Here is a 19,241-nt window from a genome sequence, read left to right as displayed (position 1 = left end):
TCAGCTATCAGCTATCAGCTATCAGCTATCAGCTATCAGCTATCAGCTATCAGCTATCAGCTATCAGCTACAAAATTGGTGAACATACCGAACAGTGTCAATATAAATCTAACACCTAAACCTAAAATTATCTGTAAGTCTAGGAGTGCTAGCAAGGCGGTAAAACTATTTATGCATAGGAGCATACGGTTTGTATGTGACTTAGGCTAAATAGTTTTACCAACGCAGCTAAAGCGAACTACACGCAGCAGACGTTCACCTAAGTAGTTTAGTCTAAGATAAGGCGGAGACTCGACTTATCCCTATGAGCATACGTAGTTGTATGTGATTAGGGTCAACTATTTAGTGCCAAGCTTCGCATCTGCAAGTGTAGAAGTGCTGACAAGGCGAAGTGCTTTTTTATGCCAAGGAGCATACGTTTTTGTATGTGACTTAGGCTAAAAAAGCACGACAACGCAGTCAAAGCGAACTACACGCAGCAGATTACATTTGCTCCATGACTTCGATGCCTAACAGATCTAAACCCGTTTTTAACGTATCTGCCACTAAATTACACAACACTAAACGGCTATCACGAACACTTGGCTCTACGCCCTCTTTAAGTACTGGGCAAGCTTCATAGAATGTCATGTATAGACTAGCTAGTTCGTATAAGTAACCACATAATACGTGCGGTGTGGCTTCATTGATCATCAGATCAAGGACTTCTTCTAACTGTAATAATTTAAGCGCGAGGGTTTTCTCTTGCGGCTCAATAATACTTACATCGGCTTTTAAGCTTGCAGCATCAACGCCAGATTTACGGAAAATGCTGCGAACACGCGTATAAGCATATTGTAAGTAAGGGGCTGTTGCGCCTTCAAAGCTTAGCATGCTGTCCCAGTTGAAGATGTAATCGCTGGTACGATGCTTAGAAAGGTCAGCATATTTAACTGCGCCAATACCCACTTTACGTGCAATTTCACTGCGGTCTTCGTCAGATAAATCTGATTCACGCTCAGCCAATTTAGCTGCTGCGCGAGTAATTGACTCTTCAAGCAAATCAGCTAATTTAACCGTACCGCCTGTACGGGTTTTAAATGGTTTGCCATCAGCGCCCATCATGGTGCCAAATGGGCAAAACTCGTAACTAGTTTCATCGCGTAACAAACCGGCTTTACGCGCAGTTAGCTCCACTTGATTAAAGTGAAGACTCTGGCGCGCATCAACAAAGATTAAAATACGCTCAGCGCCTAGCTTGTTTGAACGGTAATCACACGCCGCTAAATCAGTGGTTGCATATAAGAAGCCGCCACCTGATTTTTGCACGATAAACGCTGAAGGTTCACCGTCTTTATTTGCCAGCTCATCTAAAAATACCACTTGTGCGCCTTGCGACTCTACTGCAATATTTTTATCTTTTAATAAGCTTATAATATCGTTAAGTTCACTGTTGTATGCACTTTCAGCCATAATGTCGGCAGGTGTTAGTGTTACATTTAAACGCTTGTATACTTCTTCAGAATGCTTAACTGAAGTGGCAATAAATAGTTTCCACAGTTTTTCACAGTGTGCGTCGCCACCTTGCAGTTTAACTACGTAATTTCGCGCTTTATCGGCAAAGCCTTCTTCGTCGTCAAAACGCTTTTTCGCATCGCGGTAAAAGGTTTCTAAATCAGCAAGCGCAACAGTATCTAAATCAACACCTTGGTTAATTTGATCTTCTAAATGCGCAATTAGCATACCAAACTGTGTGCCCCAATCACCCATGTGATTTTGACGAACAACGGTATCGCCTCTAAATTCAAGCGCACGTACTACGGCATCACCAATAATAGTTGAGCGTAAGTGACCTACGTGCATTTCTTTTGCAAGGTTAGGCGATGAGTAATCAACCACTACTTTTTGTGGTTTGGCGTGCTCATTTACGGCAAGTTTTGCGTGGTTATTAGCAGCTTGTACGCTTTGAGCTAAAAACTCCGGCTTTAAGTGAATATTAATAAAACCAGGGCCAGCAATTTCCGTTTTTTCGGCAATGTCGCTTACATCTAACTGATCAATAATTTTTTGCGCCAATTCACGCGGGTTACTTTTCATTTTTTTAGCTGCGCCCATCGCGCCATTAATTTGGTAATCACCAAACTGTGGGCGAGTGCTTTGGGTAACCGCTGGGTTAGTATCTTCTGGTAGGCCTGCGGCGGTCATAGCGGCAATGGCTTTTTCTACTAAAATAGTACGAATATTCATAATATTATTTACCTTTATAAGCCCGCCAAAGCAGGCTTTGTGTTAATTCTAGAGGCTAAGTGCTAGTTTTCACGCGTGTGATTAAATGTCACTTCAGGGTAACGCTCTGTCGACAAGTTAAGATTTACACGACTCGGCGCGATGTAAGTTAAATTATCGCCACCATCAAGTGCTAAGTTGCTTTCGCACTTACGTTTAAACTCTTCAAACTTTTTAACATCATCACAGCTAACCCAACGGGCTGTATTTACATTCACGCTTTCGTAAATTGCATCAACGTTATATTCAGCTTTTAAACGCGCTACCACCACGTCAAACTGCAACACACCTACCGCACCTACAATTAAGTCATTATTAATTAATGGTCTGAATACTTGTACTGCGCCCTCTTCTGAAAGCTGTACCAGTCCTTTTAATAGCTGTTTTTGTTTTAATGGATCGCGCAGACGAATACGGCGGAATAATTCAGGGGCGAAGTTTGGAATACCGCTGAACTTAATTTTTTCGCCTTGGGTAAAGGTATCACCAATTTGAATCGTACCGTGGTTATGTAAACCAATAATATCACCAGCGTAAGCATCAGCTGCACGCTCACGATCGCCCGCCATAAAGGTTACCGCATCAGAAATACTCACTTGTTTACCTATACGCACATGATTCATTTTCATGCCTTGGCTGTATTTACCCGACACAATACGCATAAAGGCAATACGGTCACGGTGTTTTGGATCCATGTTGGCCTGAATTTTAAATACAAACCCAGTGAAGTTTTCTTCTGTGGCTACAACTTGGCGGTCTTCTGTTTCACGAGGTAAAGGCGTTGGCGCCCATTCAGTCAGTCCATCCAGAACATGATCTACACCAAAGTTACCAAGTGCAGTACCAAAGTATACAGGCGATAACTCACCCGCTAAGAACAGATCTAAATCAAACTCGTGTGATGCACCAATAACCAGCTCTAACTCGTCACGTAACTGGGCTGCAAGTTCATCACCAATCGCTTGGTCAAGCTCTGGGTTATCAAGTCCTTTAATGCTACGCACTTCTTGAATAGTATGACCTTGACCTGTTTTGTATAAAATAGTTTCTTCGTTATGGATATGGTAAACACCTTTAAATTCTTTACCACAGCCAATTGGCCACGTAATAGGTGCACAAGCAATATTTAGCTCTGTTTCTACTTCGTCGAGTAGCTCCATTGGGTCGCGAATATCGCGGTCACATTTATTCATAAAGGTAACAATCGGCGTGGTGCGCAGGCGTGTTACTTCCATTAACTTACGGGTACGTTCTTCTACACCTTTGGCGGCATCTATCACCATTAAACACGAATCTACCGCGGTTAATGTACGGTAAGTATCTTCAGAGAAGTCTTCGTGTCCTGGGGTATCAAGTAAATTAACTAACGCATTGTTATATGGAAATTGCATTACAGAAGTAGTCACAGATATACCACGCTCTTTTTCCATTTCCATCCAATCAGACTTAGCATGCTGATTAGAGCCACGGCCTTTTACTGTTCCGGCTTTTTGAATTGCTTGTCCGAATAACAATACTTTTTCTGTGATAGTGGTTTTACCCGCATCCGGATGCGAGATGATCGCAAAGGTACGGCGTTTATTAATTTCGCTAAGGAGATTTTGGTCTGCCATTAAAAAGGTTCTTTTAGTTGATATACGGATGTATTTGTATTTTAGTATGCTGAGCTTTCAAGGCTAAAAACAAGCTAACCTAGAAAGCTCAACATACCCCAACAAGAACCCAAATTAGCTCTTGTGACGCTATCCGTTAAGTTAATCGTAATTGAAGACTATTTTCGCTGATCTTGGCTTTATAAACAATCAATGGTTGGTTATTAACGGATCTTTTTTAAGTTTGGTGTTTTCAGCGATTATTAACAATAACGCTATAAATTGCCCACTAACTTAACACCAAGCTTGAGTAATGGTTCTGTAAATCATATTATTGTTCGATTACATGGAGGATTTGATGTTGGGTAATGAAAACCAGTAAGCTAAGTATTCGATTATTATGGTATATAACTCCACTGGTTATACTGCCGTTGTTATTTTTAGGTGGGTTTACGCTCACTAATGTAACTAACTCTACGCAAAAACAAGCTGACTTGATAATGAGTCGCTTTGTAGAGCAACAACAGCAAAAAGTATTCAACTATATAGACTCTTTTCATGCAACGGCTAAGTTACTCTCTGCCTCACCGGTACTAAGTGACTTTTTAGCTAAAGATTTATTTGAAGACGCCAGCTATACCTATCGCCTTGGCGCGTTAATGGATGTATTTGCCAGTTACAGTGAAGCCTACCCTGATATTATTAGTATTAATTTAGTCTCAAAAACCGGTGAAAGTGATGCCTATTACTCCAGTAATTTAACCGTAGCGCCCAAGTCATACCCATTTTTTGATCAAGTTATACAAAGCAATTTAAGCCAACAACAATTTATGGTGCAAAAAGAAGATGGCACCACCAACTTATACTTTGTGCAACGCATATACAGTGTCGACTATTATCTAAAACGCCCACAGCAGCTCGGTTTTATTGTGCTTAAGGTCGAACCTTCGATTTTAAACACCAGTATTTTAGAAGCGCCTTATAACAACACCTTAAATTTGTTACTGGCCAGTGATGGTAAAATTTTATTTAGCTCTGATTATAAAATGCGCGGCCACTATGTTAGTGAGTATGAACTAAATAAAATTAACGACTTAGCGGATATAGGTAGCTTATCAACCATTGAGCTTTCAAGTGTTGATAAAATAGAGCGACTGATTTTTGCAGCTCAAATGAGTGGCGGCTACTATTATGTGTCGACTATTCCTAAAGCGGTACTGTATCAATCAGGTAAAGCAATTAGTGTCATCACCGGGCTAATTGTAATTATTTCTGTGATCACCCTACCGATCTTAATTTTTATTGTGGTGCGCAATTTACTGCTTAACCCAATTGAATTACTAGGTGAAGCAAGTCACCGAGTAGGTGATGGCGACCTTTCAGTCACACTGCCTGCTTATACAACCGATGAGGTAGGCATACTGTTTAACGACTTTAATCACATGATTAACCAAATTAAGCATTATCAAGAGCAGCTAGAAGAATATAAGCATCACTTAGAAGACAAAGTAGAGAGCCGTACTAAGGCACTTGAATCAATGAATAGTAAGCTTGAAACAGCCATCGCTCAAGCAGAGCAAGCAAACCAGCTTAAGAGTCGTTTTTTAGCCAATATGAGCCATGAAATTCGCACTCCACTCACTGCCATTATGGGTTTTACCGAGCAACTACTGCATAGCGATAAGAAAACAAACGATAAACATCATTTAGGCACTATTCTTCGTAATTCAAAACATTTATTAGAGCTTATTAATAACATCCTCGATTTATCAAAAATTGAAGCCGAAAAACTCGCTGTTGAGCAAACGCCATTAAATGTTGTGCAGCTTATTCATGATGTTGAATCAATCATTAAACCTTTAGCACAAGAGAAACAGCTTTCATTTACAATTAATTATTCACTACCTTTGCCGCATACGATAAATAGTGACGTTACTCGTTTAAAACAAATACTGATTAATATTGCCAGTAATGCAGTTAAATTTACTGAGCAAGGTCAGGTTACAATAACCGCTAAATACCAAGCACCAAAAATTCTTACATTTATAGTTGAAGACACCGGTATAGGCATGTCGGCAAACCAAATAAGTCGATTATTTACGCCATTTGAACAAGCTGATGCCACAACCACACGCCGATTTGGTGGTACAGGATTAGGGCTATGTATTTCAAAAAATTTGGCTCAGCTGCTCGGTGGCGATGTCAGCGTAACCAGTGAAGTGGGTGTGGGTAGTTGTTTTACTATCGATATAGATTGCCATTTAGGTAATGGGCTTAGTAGTAACCTGTTTTTGACTGAACACTCTCAGCTATCACCCGAAAAAGACCCGCAACTTTCTTTTGCAACCAATAACTTTGATGCGCATATTTTAGTGGCAGAAGATAACCCCGATAATCAGTTGCTGATAAAATTACTCCTTCAAACATGGGGGTTAGAGCCTGATATAGCCAATAATGGCGCACAAGCAGTAGAAATGGCACTAGTGAACGACTACCAGCTTATAATCATGGATATGCAAATGCCGGTTATGGGCGGCTTAGAAGCAACTAAAATGCTCAGAGATGCCGCCTACGATGGCCCAATTATCGCCCTGACCGCAAATGTCATGAACCATGATATAGATACTTACCTTGAAGCAGGCTGTAACAAAGCGCTTGGTAAACCCATTGATAAAGACGCACTAGAAAATGTATTAGTCAGCTATTTACACCTTGAACGCGATAATCAAAATAAGTGGGATAGCTTATTAAAAAGTGAGAAATTTCAGCAAATAAATGCTAATTATTTGGCAAGTTTACCTGATTACTTAAAGCAGATAAAAACCCTTTATAACAACCAAGATTGCGAAACACTACGCGCACTTGCCCACAGTATTAAGGGCAGTGCCGGTTGTTTTAACTTTGATGATATTTACCATAGCGCATCAGCGCTTGAGCAAAGTTTAAAAGGCAATGATATGACTCAAAGAGAAAAACGCGTTGTAGAACTCATTACAGCAATAGAACAAGCCATCGCTAATAAGTAATCATTAAAAATTTAAACCCAGTGCCATGCCCATTAAAATCGCATCTTCAAAGCCATTTTTATTTGGCGCATCGCTGGGGTAATAATTTTTACGTACTGACATTTCAATAAAGCCCGCACGCTCATACAAAGCAATCGCCCGCGTATTAGATTCTCTCACTTCTAAAAATAAGTTTTCGGCACTGTGTTGCTCGCCGTACGCTATAAACTGCGTTAATAACTGCTTAGCAAATCCTTGTCCCTGAAAGCTCGGGGCGACACAAATATCCATTAAGGTAAAATCGGGCCCTGCTTTTTCACCAATGTAAAAGCCTATCATTTGCTCGTCTTTGAACGCAGCTAAATTAAAATAGCGCCCCTGCAAACACGACTGCATTGTTTTTAACGTCCAAGGGTGTGTATGACAGGCATTTTCAATGGCCATCAGCTCATTGATATTCTCATCGGTAACCGACTTAAAGTGTATCAAGGTGTTCACTCATTAAAGCCCATAACGCACGTTTTTGCGCACAGGTTAGGTTAGAATCAGGCAGGCCTAATTGTTGCTCACTAAACTCAATGGTTGACGATTTAACAATTGAGTTTATTGTTACAGGCGCAAAGGCACGCTCAATATCATCTTTTAATATATCACAGAGAATTAACGGTGAAGTCGCTGACAACTCAGCTTGAGCTGGGCGAAAGTGTTGATTAAGTTCAAGCTTTTCTATACCAAAAACAGATGCGTAACGTGAATGCATAACAACTCGATGGATTAGTAAGATGAATAATATAGGAAGTAATCAAAACGATGTAAAGAAGAAATGGCAGGGGCGGAGAGATTCGAACTCCCAACCGTCGGTTTTGGAGACCGCTGTTCTACCAATTGGAACTACGCCCCTGCAATGACGATGAATTATAAAGACCTTTTGACAAAGGTAAAGTAAAAATTCAACTTTTCGGTTTGTTTGCTTTTTAAATAAACAAAACGGCGAATTAGCATGCTAATTCGCCGTTAGTTATTACGAAATTACAGTAACGGGAGGATTATTCCCACTCGATAGTGGCAGGTGGTTTTCCTGAAATATCATAAACAACACGTGAGATACCGTCGATTTCATTAATGATACGGTTTGAAACCACACCTAAGAACTCATACGGTAAATGTGACCAACGCGCAGTCATAAAGTCGATGGTTTCTACACAACGAAGTGAAACAACCCAATCGTACTTACGTGCATCACCCATAACCCCTACCGACTTAACCGGTAAGAATACAGTAAACGCTTGGCTTACTTTATGGTAAAGCTCTGCTTTGTGAAGCTCTTCAATGAAAATAGCATCAGCGCGGCGAAGTAAATCACAGTACTCTTTTTTGATTTCGCCAAGTACACGCACACCTAAACCTGGCCCTGGGAATGGGTGACGGTAAAGCATGTCGTACGGTAAACCTAGCTCTAAACCAATTTTACGTACTTCATCTTTAAATAACTCACGTAATGGCTCTACTAAGCCCATTTGCATATCATCTGGTAAGCCGCCCACATTATGGTGCGATTTAATTACGTGCGCTTTACCAGTCGCTGAGGCCGCTGATTCGATTACGTCAGGGTAAATTGTACCTTGGCCTAACCATTTTGCGTTTTTAAGCTTTTTAGCTTGCTCATCAAATACATTAATAAACGTGTGGCCAATAGCTTTACGCTTATCTTCTGGGTCTGATTTACCTGCTAAGTCATTTAAAAATTGATCTTCGGCATCTACTTTAACAATGTTTAAACCAAACTTATTGCCAAACATGTCCATTACTTGTTGGCCTTCGTTTAAACGAAGTAGCCCGTTATCAACAAATACACAGGTTAGTCGTTCACCAATAGCACGGTGAATAAGCATAGCTACAACCGATGAATCTACACCGCCTGATAAGCCTAAAATAACTTCGTCGTCGCCAACGGTTTCTTTGATACGCTCAATAGCATCATCAATGATTTTTGCTGGCGTCCATAATTTTTCACAACCACAAATATCAATAGCAAAACGCTCTAATAAGCGTTGACCTTGATGTGTGTGGGTTACTTCTGGGTGAAATTGTACGCCGTAAAAGCGCTTTTCTTCGTTAGACATTGCCGCATGTGGACAAGTAGATGTTTTAGCTGTGGTTTTAAACGTATCTGGAATTTCCATTACTTTATCACCGTGGCTCATCCACACATCTAGTACGCCATTACCGCCATCAGTAATATGATCTTCAATGGCATCAAATAATGCACAGTTACCCACTTTTTCAACTTGTGCGTAACCAAATTCTTTTTTATCTGAGCTATGTACACGGCCGCCAAGCTGTGTTGCCATAGTTTGCATACCGTAACAAATACCAAGTACTGGAACGCCTGCATTAAATACATACTCAGGAGCACGTGGGCTGTTTTCAAGCGTGGTTGATTCTGGGCCACCTGAAAGGATAATACCTTGTGGGTTAAACTCGCGAATTTGCTCTTCGGTTACATCCCAAGCCCAAAGCTCACAATAAACACCAATTTCGCGCACGCGACGGGCGATTAACTGCGTGTATTGTGAACCAAAATCTAAAATGAGGATTCGTGAATCGTGAATGTCTTTGCTCATGAAGTATCTCGTAAAGTCAGGTGCTAAACGCCACCAGCTTAAGCTGTGTGACTATATTAGGGCTAACAAAGGTTAGCCCACTTTTTTCAAGTTGTTAAAGGCTGATTAGCCTAAACGGTAGTTCGGTGCTTCTTTAGTGATTTGCACATCATGAACATGCGACTCACCCATACCAGCAGAAGTTACACGTACAAACTGTGGTTTAGTGTTTAGCTCTTCGATTGTGGCACAACCGGTTAAGCCCATTGCACTGCGAAGACCACCCACTTGTTGGTGAATAATGGTCGCAATTGGCCCTTTATAAGCAACACGACCTTCAATACCTTCTGGTACTAACTTGTCAGCTTGGTTTGATTTTTGGAAGTAGCGATCCGATGACCCTTCTTTTTGATCCATCGCACCTAGGCTACCCATACCACGGTAAGACTTGTAGTAACGACCTTGATAAAGCTCCACTTCACCTGGTGCTTCTTCAGTACCCGCGAGCATAGAGCCAACCATTACACACGATGCACCGGCAACCAATGCTTTTACAATATCACCAGAAAAACGAATACCGCCATCGGCAATCACTGGAATATCGCGACCTTTAAGGCCTTCAACCGCATCTGAAATGGCTGTTATTTGTGGTACACCACAACCAGTAACAATACGTGTAGTACAAATAGAACCTGGGCCGATACCTACTTTAACAGCATCAACACCGGCATCTGCAAGGGCAATAGCACCTTCGGCAGTTGCCACGTTACCCGCAACAATTTGTAAATCAGGGTAAGCTTGACGAGTCGCTGCAACACGGTCAATAACACCTTGAGAGTGACCATGAGAAGTATCGATTAGTAGTACATCAACACCGGCTTCAACTAATGCAGCAATACGCTCATCAGTACCTGCGCCAACACCTACCGCAGCACCTACACGTAAACGACCTTGCTCGTCTTTACATGCATCTGGTTTGTCTTGTGCTTTTTGGTAATCTTTTACGGTGATCATGCCTTTAAGTTTAAACGCATCATCAACCACAAGAATCTTCTCAATGCGGTGTTCGTGCATTAAGCTTAAGATATCTTCGCGAGCGGTGCCCTCTTTAACCGTTACTAGGTTTTCTTTTTTCGTCATCACTGTTGAAACCGGCTGTTCAAGCTTAGTTTCAAAGCGCATATCACGACTAGTTACGATACCTACAAGGTTATTTTCGCTATCGGTGACCGGAAAACCTGAGAATCCCTTTTCCTGAGACAGCTCAACGGCATCTGCAATAGTCAGATCGGCGGTTACTGTAACAGGGTATGAAACAATACCTGCTTCATAGGTTTTAACTTTACGAACATTTTTCGCTTGTTCTGCAATGGTCATGTTTTTATGAATAAAACCAAGACCACCTTCCTGCGCGAGGGCAATAGCTAAACGAGCTTCTGTAACAGTATCCATAGATGCTGAAATGAGCGGCAAGTTAAGTTTGATACCACGCGTTAAGCGAGTTGAAATATTTGCCGTGTGTGGCAAAACAGTAGAATGACCAGGTACTAAAAGTACGTCATCAAAGGTAAGAGCTTCTTTAGCGATTCTAAGCATTTTGGCAACTTCTCACATGTGGATCTAAGATAAGGAATTGCGGCCAAATTTTAACAGCGTTGTAGGCACTAGTAAATAATATTTTGTATTTATTTATGATAAGCTAGATTTATAAATGTTTTTTGGTAGTTTTTATGTTTTCTAAGCCCTCGCAAACGGTTTATACCGTATCTCGCCTTAATCGTGAAATACGTGCCTTACTTGAACAAGGTTTTGCGTCTTTAATACTCACAGGTGAAATTTCTAACTTTATTGCGCCTGCTTCTGGGCATTGGTATTTTTCGTTAAAAGACGATAAAGCGCAAATTAAAGCCGCCATGTGGCGAGGCAATAATCGCAACCAAAGTTACCGACCAATTAACGGCGCGCAAGTAACCGTTAAAGCACGTGTATCTTTGTACGAACCCCGTGGTGACTACCAGCTTATTGTTGAACATATGGAGCCTGCCGGCGAAGGGCAACTTAAGCAAGAGTTTGACGCGCTAAAAATGCGTTTGGCTGCAGAGGGCTTATTTAGCTCCGCTTATAAAAAAACCCTACCCCAAAACATAAATCGCATAGGGGTGATCACCTCACCTACAGGCGCCGCAATTAAAGATATTTTAACCGTGCTAAAACGTCGCGCGCCGCAATTAGAAGTGGTTATTTACCCTGCGATGGTGCAAGGCAAAGAAGCGCATGGCCATTTAATCAAGCAAATAGAGCTGGCAAATTTACGTAATGAAGTCGACGTTATCATTCTCGGACGCGGTGGTGGTTCATTAGAAGATTTATGGTGCTTTAACCATGAGCACCTTGCTCGCGCTATTTATCAAAGCGCACTACCCATTGTGAGCGCTGTTGGCCATGAAATAGACACCACGATTAGCGATTACGTTGCTGATGTACGTGCAGCAACTCCTTCTGCAGCCGCAGAGCTCGTAAGCCCCAATACACAAGAGCTACATAATAGGGTTAATCAGTTAATTAGCCGTTTAGCGAATGCATTTAAACACGACATTGCCGATAAACGCGCACTAGCCATACAGTTGCAGCATCGCTTAAATTTATGCCACCCGCGCAATCAGCTAAACCAAAAATCACAACGCTTAGATGAGCTGAGTATTGCACTGCAACAGGCAATGCGTCAGCGTTTATACCAGCAAGAACGCGTGTTAGCTAATTTAACTCCACGCCTAATGCGCCAATCACCAGATAAAAAGCTAGCAAATGCAAACTATCAGTTAGCACAACTCCATGCAAGGCTAAACCAAGCGATGCAGCAGCAGCTACAACACGCAAATAATACGCTTGCCTTACAGGCGAGTCGGCTTGATTCGGTTAGCCCCCTTAATGTATTAGCGCGCGGTTACAGCATAACGAAAACGGCGCAAAATAAAGTGGTTAAATCAGTGGAAGATGTAAAAGTGGGTGATGTGTTGATCACTGAGTTAGTAGATGGCCAGGTTATTTCAAAGGTAGAAGCTTAGCCATATTGCTAAGCGCTAGCCTTGCGTACTAACAGTAAACTCAATACGGGCATCGTTAGATTGAGATGCACTGAGTTTAAATTGCTGCCACCAAGGTTCAAGATGAAGCTTATCGTTTAGCTCGCGCCATAATTTAGCTCCATAATTAACGGCATGTTGGTTAATGGTAAGCTCAAACTTACAAATTGTTTGCTTACACTTTAGCGCTGTAAGCTCAGCGCTATCTGCAAACTCATTAATAATTAAAAAGTCAGTTAACGCGACTTCAAGCTCGTAACTCCATTCGAGATTATCAGCCTCTTGCTCAAACTGTATTGCGAGCTCATCATCAAGCTCTACACTTTCTAATTGATTTAACTTTAGCTGTTGTTGAGATTGCTTAAGCTGGATTGTTTTTTTTTCAAGCCGCTGATTAAGCTCAACCACATGTTGTGCTAGCTGAGTTTGTTGATCAGCCTCTTGGGCTTTATTGACCTGCACTAGGCCTTGCAAAGTAGTTGGCTGATTATTGACTTGAGTGTTAGCCGAAGAGATCACAGCTTGTTTGGGCGCTGAGGAAACACGAGTGGAATCTTTAAAAAACAAAAAGTAACCACTTGCTAACGCCACGCCTGAAGAAAAACAGAGCAGCATAGCCACAAGGTTACTTTTATATATCATTTCTAGGCACTCAAAAATTAAAGCATTGCACTGGTGTGCGATTCGTTTTCTGGCTCGGGATATTCTAAAAAGTTTTGGTTCATACTTTCTGCCGGGCACTCACAATCAGGGCGACCAATAATTTTTGCAGGTACGCCAACAGCAGTTGTGTGAGGCGGCACAGGGCTTAGTACCACAGAGCCTGCACCAATACGTGCGCCCTCGCCCACTTCAATGTTACCCAGTACTTTAGCGCCCGCGCCAATAAGTACGCCCGCTCTGATTTTAGGGTGGCGATCGCCTTGCTCGTTACCCGTACCACCTAATGTAACCGATTGTAATATAGATACATTATCTTCAATTACGGCGGTTTCACCTATAACAATACCAGTGGCATGGTCAAACATAATGCCTTGGCCTACTTTACAGGCAGGGTGAATATCAACCCCAAACACCTCTGAGGTACGGCTTTGAATAAAGCGCGCAAGCTCTTTACGGTTTTGTTGCCATAAGCAGTTAGCTAATCGGTGTGCTTGTATGGCGTGAAACCCTTTTAAATTTAAAATCACAGTAAGGTAGGTTTCGGCGGCAGGGTCACGATCTTTTACTGCTTTAATATCATGAGCAACATGTGTCAGCATGCGGTCACACTTTACAAAAGCTTGGTCAAACAGCTCACGGATTGTAAAAGCAGAAACCACAGCATCAGCTAGCTTGTTAGCAACAATAAAACTCAATGCCGACCCTAAGCACTCATGATTTAAAATACACGAATACACATGGCTCGCTAAAAGGGGTTCACGAGTTACTACTTCATTTGCTTCACTACGAAGCTGTTGCCAAATTTCATGACGCATAATACTGCCTTAAGTTATTACAAAGAGCCTACCGCCAATTCTAACGGATTTAGCCGCCTAGGTGTTAATCCCTTCGTTATTTGTTCTGGTTATTATATATAACCAGTTAAGTTTCAGGTTTATATTACTTTTTTCAAGTCATGTCATATGACAGCTAGGCAGGTTTAACCATTTGTGCAAAAATAAAATAAGTTAATAAAAATCAGTAAATAACAACATATGACAGCACGTGTGTCATGTGCCAAAATAGCCACTGGCGTACTGCTGACGGCGTAAAAAATAATAATAAACGCTAAATTAGCATCATCAACTCAACAAGGATAACGATGATGAAAAACGACATATTAAATACAAAAAAATTAGGCTATAAATTTTACTTTCAAGATGGCGATAACCAAATAGCCTGTTTTGGAAGCTACTTTACAGGTAAAGAAGAAGTCTATATTAACGATGACTTAGTTAGCAGTAGACGCAGTGTTAATATAAAAAGCTCACACACATTTGATTTTGAAAATTCGCAGTACCAAGTGAAATTTGACATGCTCAATATACTCACAGGACGACTTGAGTGCACTCTATACAAAGATCAAGAAGTGCTTGCCAAGCAAGTTCAAAGTAGTCTTCCTAGCGATCCTAAAAAAGCGGCTTTTTTTATTCTAGGCTGTGCATTAGGTGGTGCAGTATTTGGCTATACCACTGCAACAGTCGTAGAGCTAATTGTAGGAAAACTTTAACATGCAATTAAACCCTACAACGGTAAAGTCGCTTAGGCACACATTCGATTGGACACAACAACAGCTTGCCGATGCCTGCGATGTAAGCTTGCGAACCATTCAACGAGTAGAAAAAGAAGGTGCAGCCTCAAAAGAAACCACCATGGCCTTATGTGCGGTATTTGAAGTACGCCAAGGTGAGCTTATTAAGCTTGATGAGAACAACCAAAATGATGCCAATAACAGTCCATCTAAAAGTTTTATTGCAGGTTTGATTATTAGCTCTGTTATTAGTTTTGCTCTTGGTGCAGCCTCAGTACTTTTAGTAAGTAACTAGTATTTACAACCTAAAATATAAAAATGCCCCAATGCTTAAGGCACAGGGGCATTTTTTAATACTTAAGAACTTAAATTATTGAAATACTTTATCCACCTTCACTACTTCAATATTTTTCGCTGGTATTGCCAGTTTGTAATCAGCAATTACCTTATCTTCAGCCACTAATTCGGCAGGCTTATCGGTGTTATACACCATAGGCGAGGTTTGCATAGTTGCTAAACGTTTTTGCATATCTTCACCATCACCGGTAACAAACACATAGTGAATATTCTCAGTTTGTAGGTTGTCTTTAATCACTCGATTTACATCGCCAACAGTCAATGTTTTAAGCTTGTTTGTTACATAGTTTACAAAACTATCGGTGTTATAAAACTCGCTATCTAGCGCATAACCTAACTGACGATTTTGACTAGCAACCATTTGTGGCACAAAGTTAATTAAAAAGTTACGCGTGGCTTCAAAATCAGCCTCAGTCATGCCATTTTTAATTAGCTTATCTAGCTCAAATAATGCGGTACGGGTAGCAAAATGCGCATCGTTGTTTGAGCGCAGTGGACGCAGCCACACTTGGAATATTTGCTCAGAGCGCCCTAAGTTTGCATCCGGTTTTGTTTGAAACATACCTCTAGGGAAGTATTCAATATAGGCGTAATCACCGTAATTCATACCACGCGTTTGACGAATACGTTCGTACAAGTAACTGTTAGAACTGCGATGCTCACCAAAGTACGAGCGCACTAACCACAATGCGGTCCAGTCTTCGCTGCTACGAATGGTATCAATAGGGAACCCGAACGACACAGCCGTTGATTGCGCTGACTTTTCAACAATCGTTGCATGATGACCTTTAAGTTCTGGCGCATCAGGGATTGTTAAGCGGCTTTGTTCGCCTTTAGGGAGTGTCGCTAAGTCAGCTAACATTTGTGCTTTGAGTTTTTCAGGCACTGCACCAATTAAACCCACAGTAAGTTTAGCTTGTGTAAGTTCAGCATTATAAAACGCTTTAACATCATCAAGGGTCAGCGCTTCTAAATCAGATAAATCACCGTAGTTATAGCTTTCATAAGGGTGGCCTTTATAAAGCACACTGTAGAGCACTTCTTTACCCAACTCTTCGTCGTTAGAAGCTTTTAAACCAGACTTAATGCCATCGATCATTTCTTTTTTCAGACGTTTAAAGTCATCTTCTCTAAAGCCTGGGCTTAACAGCTGCTCACTCACTAAAGCATACCACTGAGCTGCATTATCTTTATGGATACGCCCTTGAAACGACAGCATTTCTTTATCTATTTGATAACCAAAACTACCCGCCAGCGGGTACATTGCCTTTTTAATATCTTTGTAACTCATTGAGGTTGAGCCACCTTGCGCTAGCATTGCGGCAGTTAAAGCCGCTACGCCTTTTTTACCCTGCGGATCGGCAGCGGCACCGGTATTAAATAATAAGTTAATATCGATTAACGGCGAGCTATTAGTTTTATCAAGTACTTTAAAGATTGGCTTACTCGGTACTTGCTGATATTTTGCTACCAATGCATTTAAATCGCTTTCTTGTTCAAAACCAGGGGCTTTATCAAGTGCCGACATAGTAATTGTGGTGCGCGCATTATCAACAAAATACTTATTTGCAACGGCTCTAATATCTTCGCTAGTGATATTGTCTGCCGATTTATACAACTGATTAATCACCTCAGGATCGCGCTCAAAATGCATATAGCTGGCAAGTGTAGAGGCAATTGCTTGCGATGAATCTAAACCATTTATAAAGCTGTATTTAAGATTAGACTTTAAATCACTGAGTTTTTGGCTATCAACCAACTCGGTACGCGCTTTGGCATACGTACGGTTTATAGCATCACGCACTGTGGCTAAATCATCGGCATTTTCAACTTTTACAAATACATGCAGTAACCCTGGATCTTTAGTCTCTGGGTTATAGGTAAACATTTGACTCGCTATTTGCTTTTCTACTACCAGCTCTTGGTAAATATCTGAATTACTAGAAAAATAAAGCTGCGATAGTAAATCTAATGCGGCTCTGTCTTTTTTCTGAGGCTCCCATGCAGCGCCTTTATACGACACAAGTAACCAGTGACCAGGTAACCCTTCGTTTTGCTCATGCACATATTTTGGCGCTTGTTGAGTTGGCTCTTTTGGAATATCAGCAACATAGTCGCCTTTTTGCCAGTTACCCCAGTGCTTTTTAACCATCGCCATGGTCTCTTTTGGATCAACATCACCAACAATCACAAGCGATACATATTCAGGCTTATAAAACTTAGCAAAAAACTCTTTACCGTAGGCCATTTGATCTGGCATGGCTTCAATGTCTTCAAAAAAGCCCATAGTAGTGTGTTTATAGGTATGCTTATCGAACGCTTCTTGGCGTACCGCACTTAATAATTTACGAATTGGACTGGCGTTATTTTTTAAGTACTCGCCTTTAACGGTAAGCGCCTCAGTTCTAAATTGCTCTTCGGTGTAGCTTAAATTTTGAAAAATATCAGCTTCAATCTCAAGTACTTTATCAAGATGTTGTTTTGAAAAATTTAAGTGGTAGTTAGTGTAATCGTTAGTTGTATAGGCGCGGTTATCAACCCCTGAATTTTTTAAAATATCTGAATACACATCTTGCGGAAACTTTTCAGAGCCTTTAAACATCATGTGTTCAAAAAAGTGAGCAAAACCAGTTTTACCCGCTTCCACTTCATTACGCGAGCCAACAGATACAGGTATTTGTAGCGATACTACATCTGGGTAATCGGTTTTAACTACCATCACACGTAGGCCGTTATCTAGCTCTTCTATTAGGTAATCTTGTGAAAAAACACGCTCATCTACTTTATTAACTTGTTCTTGTTGGGCTACTGTTTGCGTGTTTTGACTTTGCTGCATAGCGCAACCCGTTAAAGCCAGCGATACCGCTAGGCTAGTTGCCAATAATTTAAATTTCATTGTTATCCCTTTTTAAATTGAGCAATTTTTAAAACATTTACCAAACTAAGTATGCCGTAAAGCAATTAAATATAAGAGCCCTAAGCCTATTAATTATGTAAACAACTGTGTCAGTTATTGCTGGTAACTTGGTTTAATCATGAAAATAATTCACGTTTGTTGAGAAACTTTCAATAAATAAATCTATCTAGACGTCTAAATGGCTGCTATATTAAATCCATCATCACAAATTAAGCTGGAATGAGGATTATGGCTTTATCACTTCAAGAAAAAATACAGGACACCAACCAAGGTGTTTACCTAATTGGCACAACACCGCCAAAAATTGGGACTGATAAAGCGCAATTAAAAGTCATTGCCGAAAAGTTATTAGGCCGTTTACACGAAATTGAATATGACGGTGTGATTATTTATGACATTCAAGATGAAAGCAGCCGTACAGAGCAAGCGCGTCCATTTGCATTTAAGCAAACAGTTGATCCGCGCGAGTACAGCCAACTCTTACGAGGCTTATCTGATCTTGATGTAATTACTTATAAAAGTGTAGCTCAGCGCGGTGTGAGTGAGTTTAAAGCGTGGTTAGATGAAACTAAAAATGACTACGATTTAAAAAACGTGGTGTTAGTGGGCAGCCCATCATCAGCAGGTGATATAAAGCTGAGCTTACCGAATGCCTATAAAACACTGGCAGAGCAGTCTGAAGATTTCTTTTTAGGTGGTGTAACCATTGCTGAGCGCCATGCCAATAAGCGCAACGAACACCAACGCTTAATAGAAAAAACAGCACAAGGGTGCCAGTTTTTTATCTCTCAAGCCGTTTACAATGCACAAGCAACCATAGATTTAATAACCAGTTATGCGCGCACATGCAAAGCACAAGGCCTGACACCTAATCGGATTATATTAACCTTTACGCCTTGTGGTGGTGAAAAAACATTGGAGTTTATGCAGTGGCTAGGTATCTCAGTGCCAGAGGCAACTAAATGGCGCATGCTTGATTCGGAAAATACATTAAGCGAATCGGTACGTATTTGTCGTGAAAATCTCGACTCAATTTTAAAAAGCTGTGCGCACTTAGGTGTACCACTGGGCTTAAATATTGAAAGCTTAACCAACCGTAAAGAAGAAATTGACGCGTCAATTAACTTATACCGTTTATTAAAAGCAACAATGGAACTCAACCTTGCGGAGAAACTAATAGCTTAAT

General features: G+C 40.9%; 14 protein-coding genes and 1 tRNA gene. 5 read left to right on the top strand and 10 right to left on the bottom strand.

Annotation, left to right across the window (positions count from 1 at the left end):
* Nucleotides 1-483 precede the first annotated feature (483 nt).
* Both argS and prfC read right to left on the bottom strand, forming a co-directional pair.
* Nucleotides 484-2,226: an arginine--tRNA ligase gene (gene argS / locus QL984_RS17185; protein WP_028833914.1), complete on the bottom strand. Its 1,743-nt coding sequence runs from the start codon at nucleotides 2,224-2,226 to the stop codon at nucleotides 484-486.
* Nucleotides 2,227-2,288: 62 nt separating this feature from the next.
* Nucleotides 2,289-3,878 carry a peptide chain release factor 3 gene (prfC, locus tag QL984_RS17180; RefSeq protein ID WP_028833913.1) on the bottom strand — a complete coding sequence of 530 codons (1,590 nt, stop codon included), beginning with the start codon at nucleotides 3,876-3,878 and terminating at the stop codon, nucleotides 2,289-2,291.
* Nucleotides 3,879-4,225: 347 nt separating this feature from the next.
* Between prfC and QL984_RS17175 the strand changes: the two genes are divergently transcribed.
* Nucleotides 4,226-6,883, top strand: a complete 2,658-nt coding sequence (locus tag QL984_RS17175; RefSeq protein WP_058155167.1) for an ATP-binding protein — start codon at nucleotides 4,226-4,228, stop codon at nucleotides 6,881-6,883.
* A 3-nt stretch (nucleotides 6,884-6,886) separates the two neighbouring features.
* Here QL984_RS17175 and rimI read toward each other — a convergent pair whose 3' ends face one another.
* From rimI to guaB, 5 genes are all read right to left on the bottom strand, one after another.
* Nucleotides 6,887-7,351, bottom strand: a complete 465-nt coding sequence (gene rimI, locus QL984_RS17170; RefSeq protein ID WP_010387705.1) for a ribosomal protein S18-alanine N-acetyltransferase — start codon at nucleotides 7,349-7,351, stop codon at nucleotides 6,887-6,889.
* The gene (locus QL984_RS17165; protein ID WP_138764534.1) at nucleotides 7,338-7,622 is read right to left on the bottom strand and encodes a hypothetical protein; all 285 of its coding nucleotides are present in this window, start codon (nucleotides 7,620-7,622) and stop codon (nucleotides 7,338-7,340) included. Before QL984_RS17165 ends, rimI begins: the two co-directional genes overlap by 14 nt.
* Before the next feature lie 64 nt (nucleotides 7,623-7,686).
* Nucleotides 7,687-7,763, bottom strand: a tRNA-Trp gene (locus QL984_RS17160).
* A gap of 145 nt (nucleotides 7,764-7,908) precedes the next feature.
* Nucleotides 7,909-9,486, bottom strand: a complete 1,578-nt coding sequence (gene guaA / locus QL984_RS17155) for a glutamine-hydrolyzing GMP synthase (RefSeq protein ID WP_010387703.1) — start codon at nucleotides 9,484-9,486, stop codon at nucleotides 7,909-7,911.
* A 105-nt stretch (nucleotides 9,487-9,591) separates the two neighbouring features.
* Nucleotides 9,592-11,061, bottom strand: a complete 1,470-nt coding sequence (guaB, locus tag QL984_RS17150) for an IMP dehydrogenase (protein ID WP_008110278.1) — start codon at nucleotides 11,059-11,061, stop codon at nucleotides 9,592-9,594.
* A 134-nt stretch (nucleotides 11,062-11,195) separates the two neighbouring features.
* Here guaB and xseA point away from each other — a divergent pair, with 134 nt between their 5' ends.
* Complete coding sequence (gene xseA, locus QL984_RS17145; protein WP_138764533.1) at nucleotides 11,196-12,530, top strand: exodeoxyribonuclease VII large subunit; 1,335 nt, start codon at nucleotides 11,196-11,198, stop codon at nucleotides 12,528-12,530.
* 15 nt (nucleotides 12,531-12,545) lie between these two features.
* Here the strand turns inward: xseA and QL984_RS17140 are convergent, their stop codons facing one another.
* Together QL984_RS17140 and cysE are read right to left on the bottom strand one after the other, a co-directional pair.
* Nucleotides 12,546-13,190, bottom strand: a complete 645-nt coding sequence (locus tag QL984_RS17140) for a hypothetical protein (RefSeq protein WP_138764532.1) — start codon at nucleotides 13,188-13,190, stop codon at nucleotides 12,546-12,548.
* 17 nt (nucleotides 13,191-13,207) lie between these two features.
* A complete protein-coding gene (gene cysE, locus QL984_RS17135) occupies nucleotides 13,208-14,026 on the bottom strand; it encodes a serine O-acetyltransferase (protein ID WP_010387694.1) in 819 nt (272 codons plus the stop codon).
* Nucleotides 14,027-14,352: 326 nt separating this feature from the next.
* Here cysE and QL984_RS17130 point away from each other — a divergent pair, with 326 nt between their 5' ends.
* Together QL984_RS17130 and QL984_RS17125 are read left to right on the top strand one after the other, a co-directional pair.
* Entirely contained in the window at nucleotides 14,353-14,760 is a 408-nt protein-coding gene (locus QL984_RS17130; protein ID WP_013465705.1) for a hypothetical protein, read from the top strand.
* A gap of 1 nt (nucleotide 14,761) precedes the next feature.
* Nucleotides 14,762-15,076 carry a helix-turn-helix transcriptional regulator gene (locus QL984_RS17125; protein ID WP_013465706.1) on the top strand — a complete coding sequence of 105 codons (315 nt, stop codon included), beginning with the start codon at nucleotides 14,762-14,764 and terminating at the stop codon, nucleotides 15,074-15,076.
* Nucleotides 15,077-15,151: 75 nt separating this feature from the next.
* Here the strand turns inward: QL984_RS17125 and QL984_RS17120 are convergent, their stop codons facing one another.
* Nucleotides 15,152-18,034 carry a M16 family metallopeptidase gene (locus QL984_RS17120; RefSeq protein ID WP_138764531.1) on the bottom strand — a complete coding sequence of 961 codons (2,883 nt, stop codon included), beginning with the start codon at nucleotides 18,032-18,034 and terminating at the stop codon, nucleotides 15,152-15,154.
* Between the two features lie 249 nt (nucleotides 18,035-18,283).
* On the opposite strand from QL984_RS17120, the gene QL984_RS17115 reads away from it, so the two are divergent.
* Nucleotides 18,284-19,240, top strand: a complete 957-nt coding sequence (locus QL984_RS17115; protein WP_008110265.1) for a hypothetical protein — start codon at nucleotides 18,284-18,286, stop codon at nucleotides 19,238-19,240.
* Nucleotide 19,241: the final 1 nt, after the last annotated feature.

Origin of the sequence: Pseudoalteromonas sp. APC 3495 (assembly GCF_030407645.1) — a bacterium.
Taxonomy (GTDB): Bacteria; Pseudomonadota; Gammaproteobacteria; order Enterobacterales; family Alteromonadaceae; genus Pseudoalteromonas; species Pseudoalteromonas tetraodonis.
Note: the sequence above shows the minus strand (reverse complement) of the source record. Positions and strands in the feature narration are given on the sequence as shown.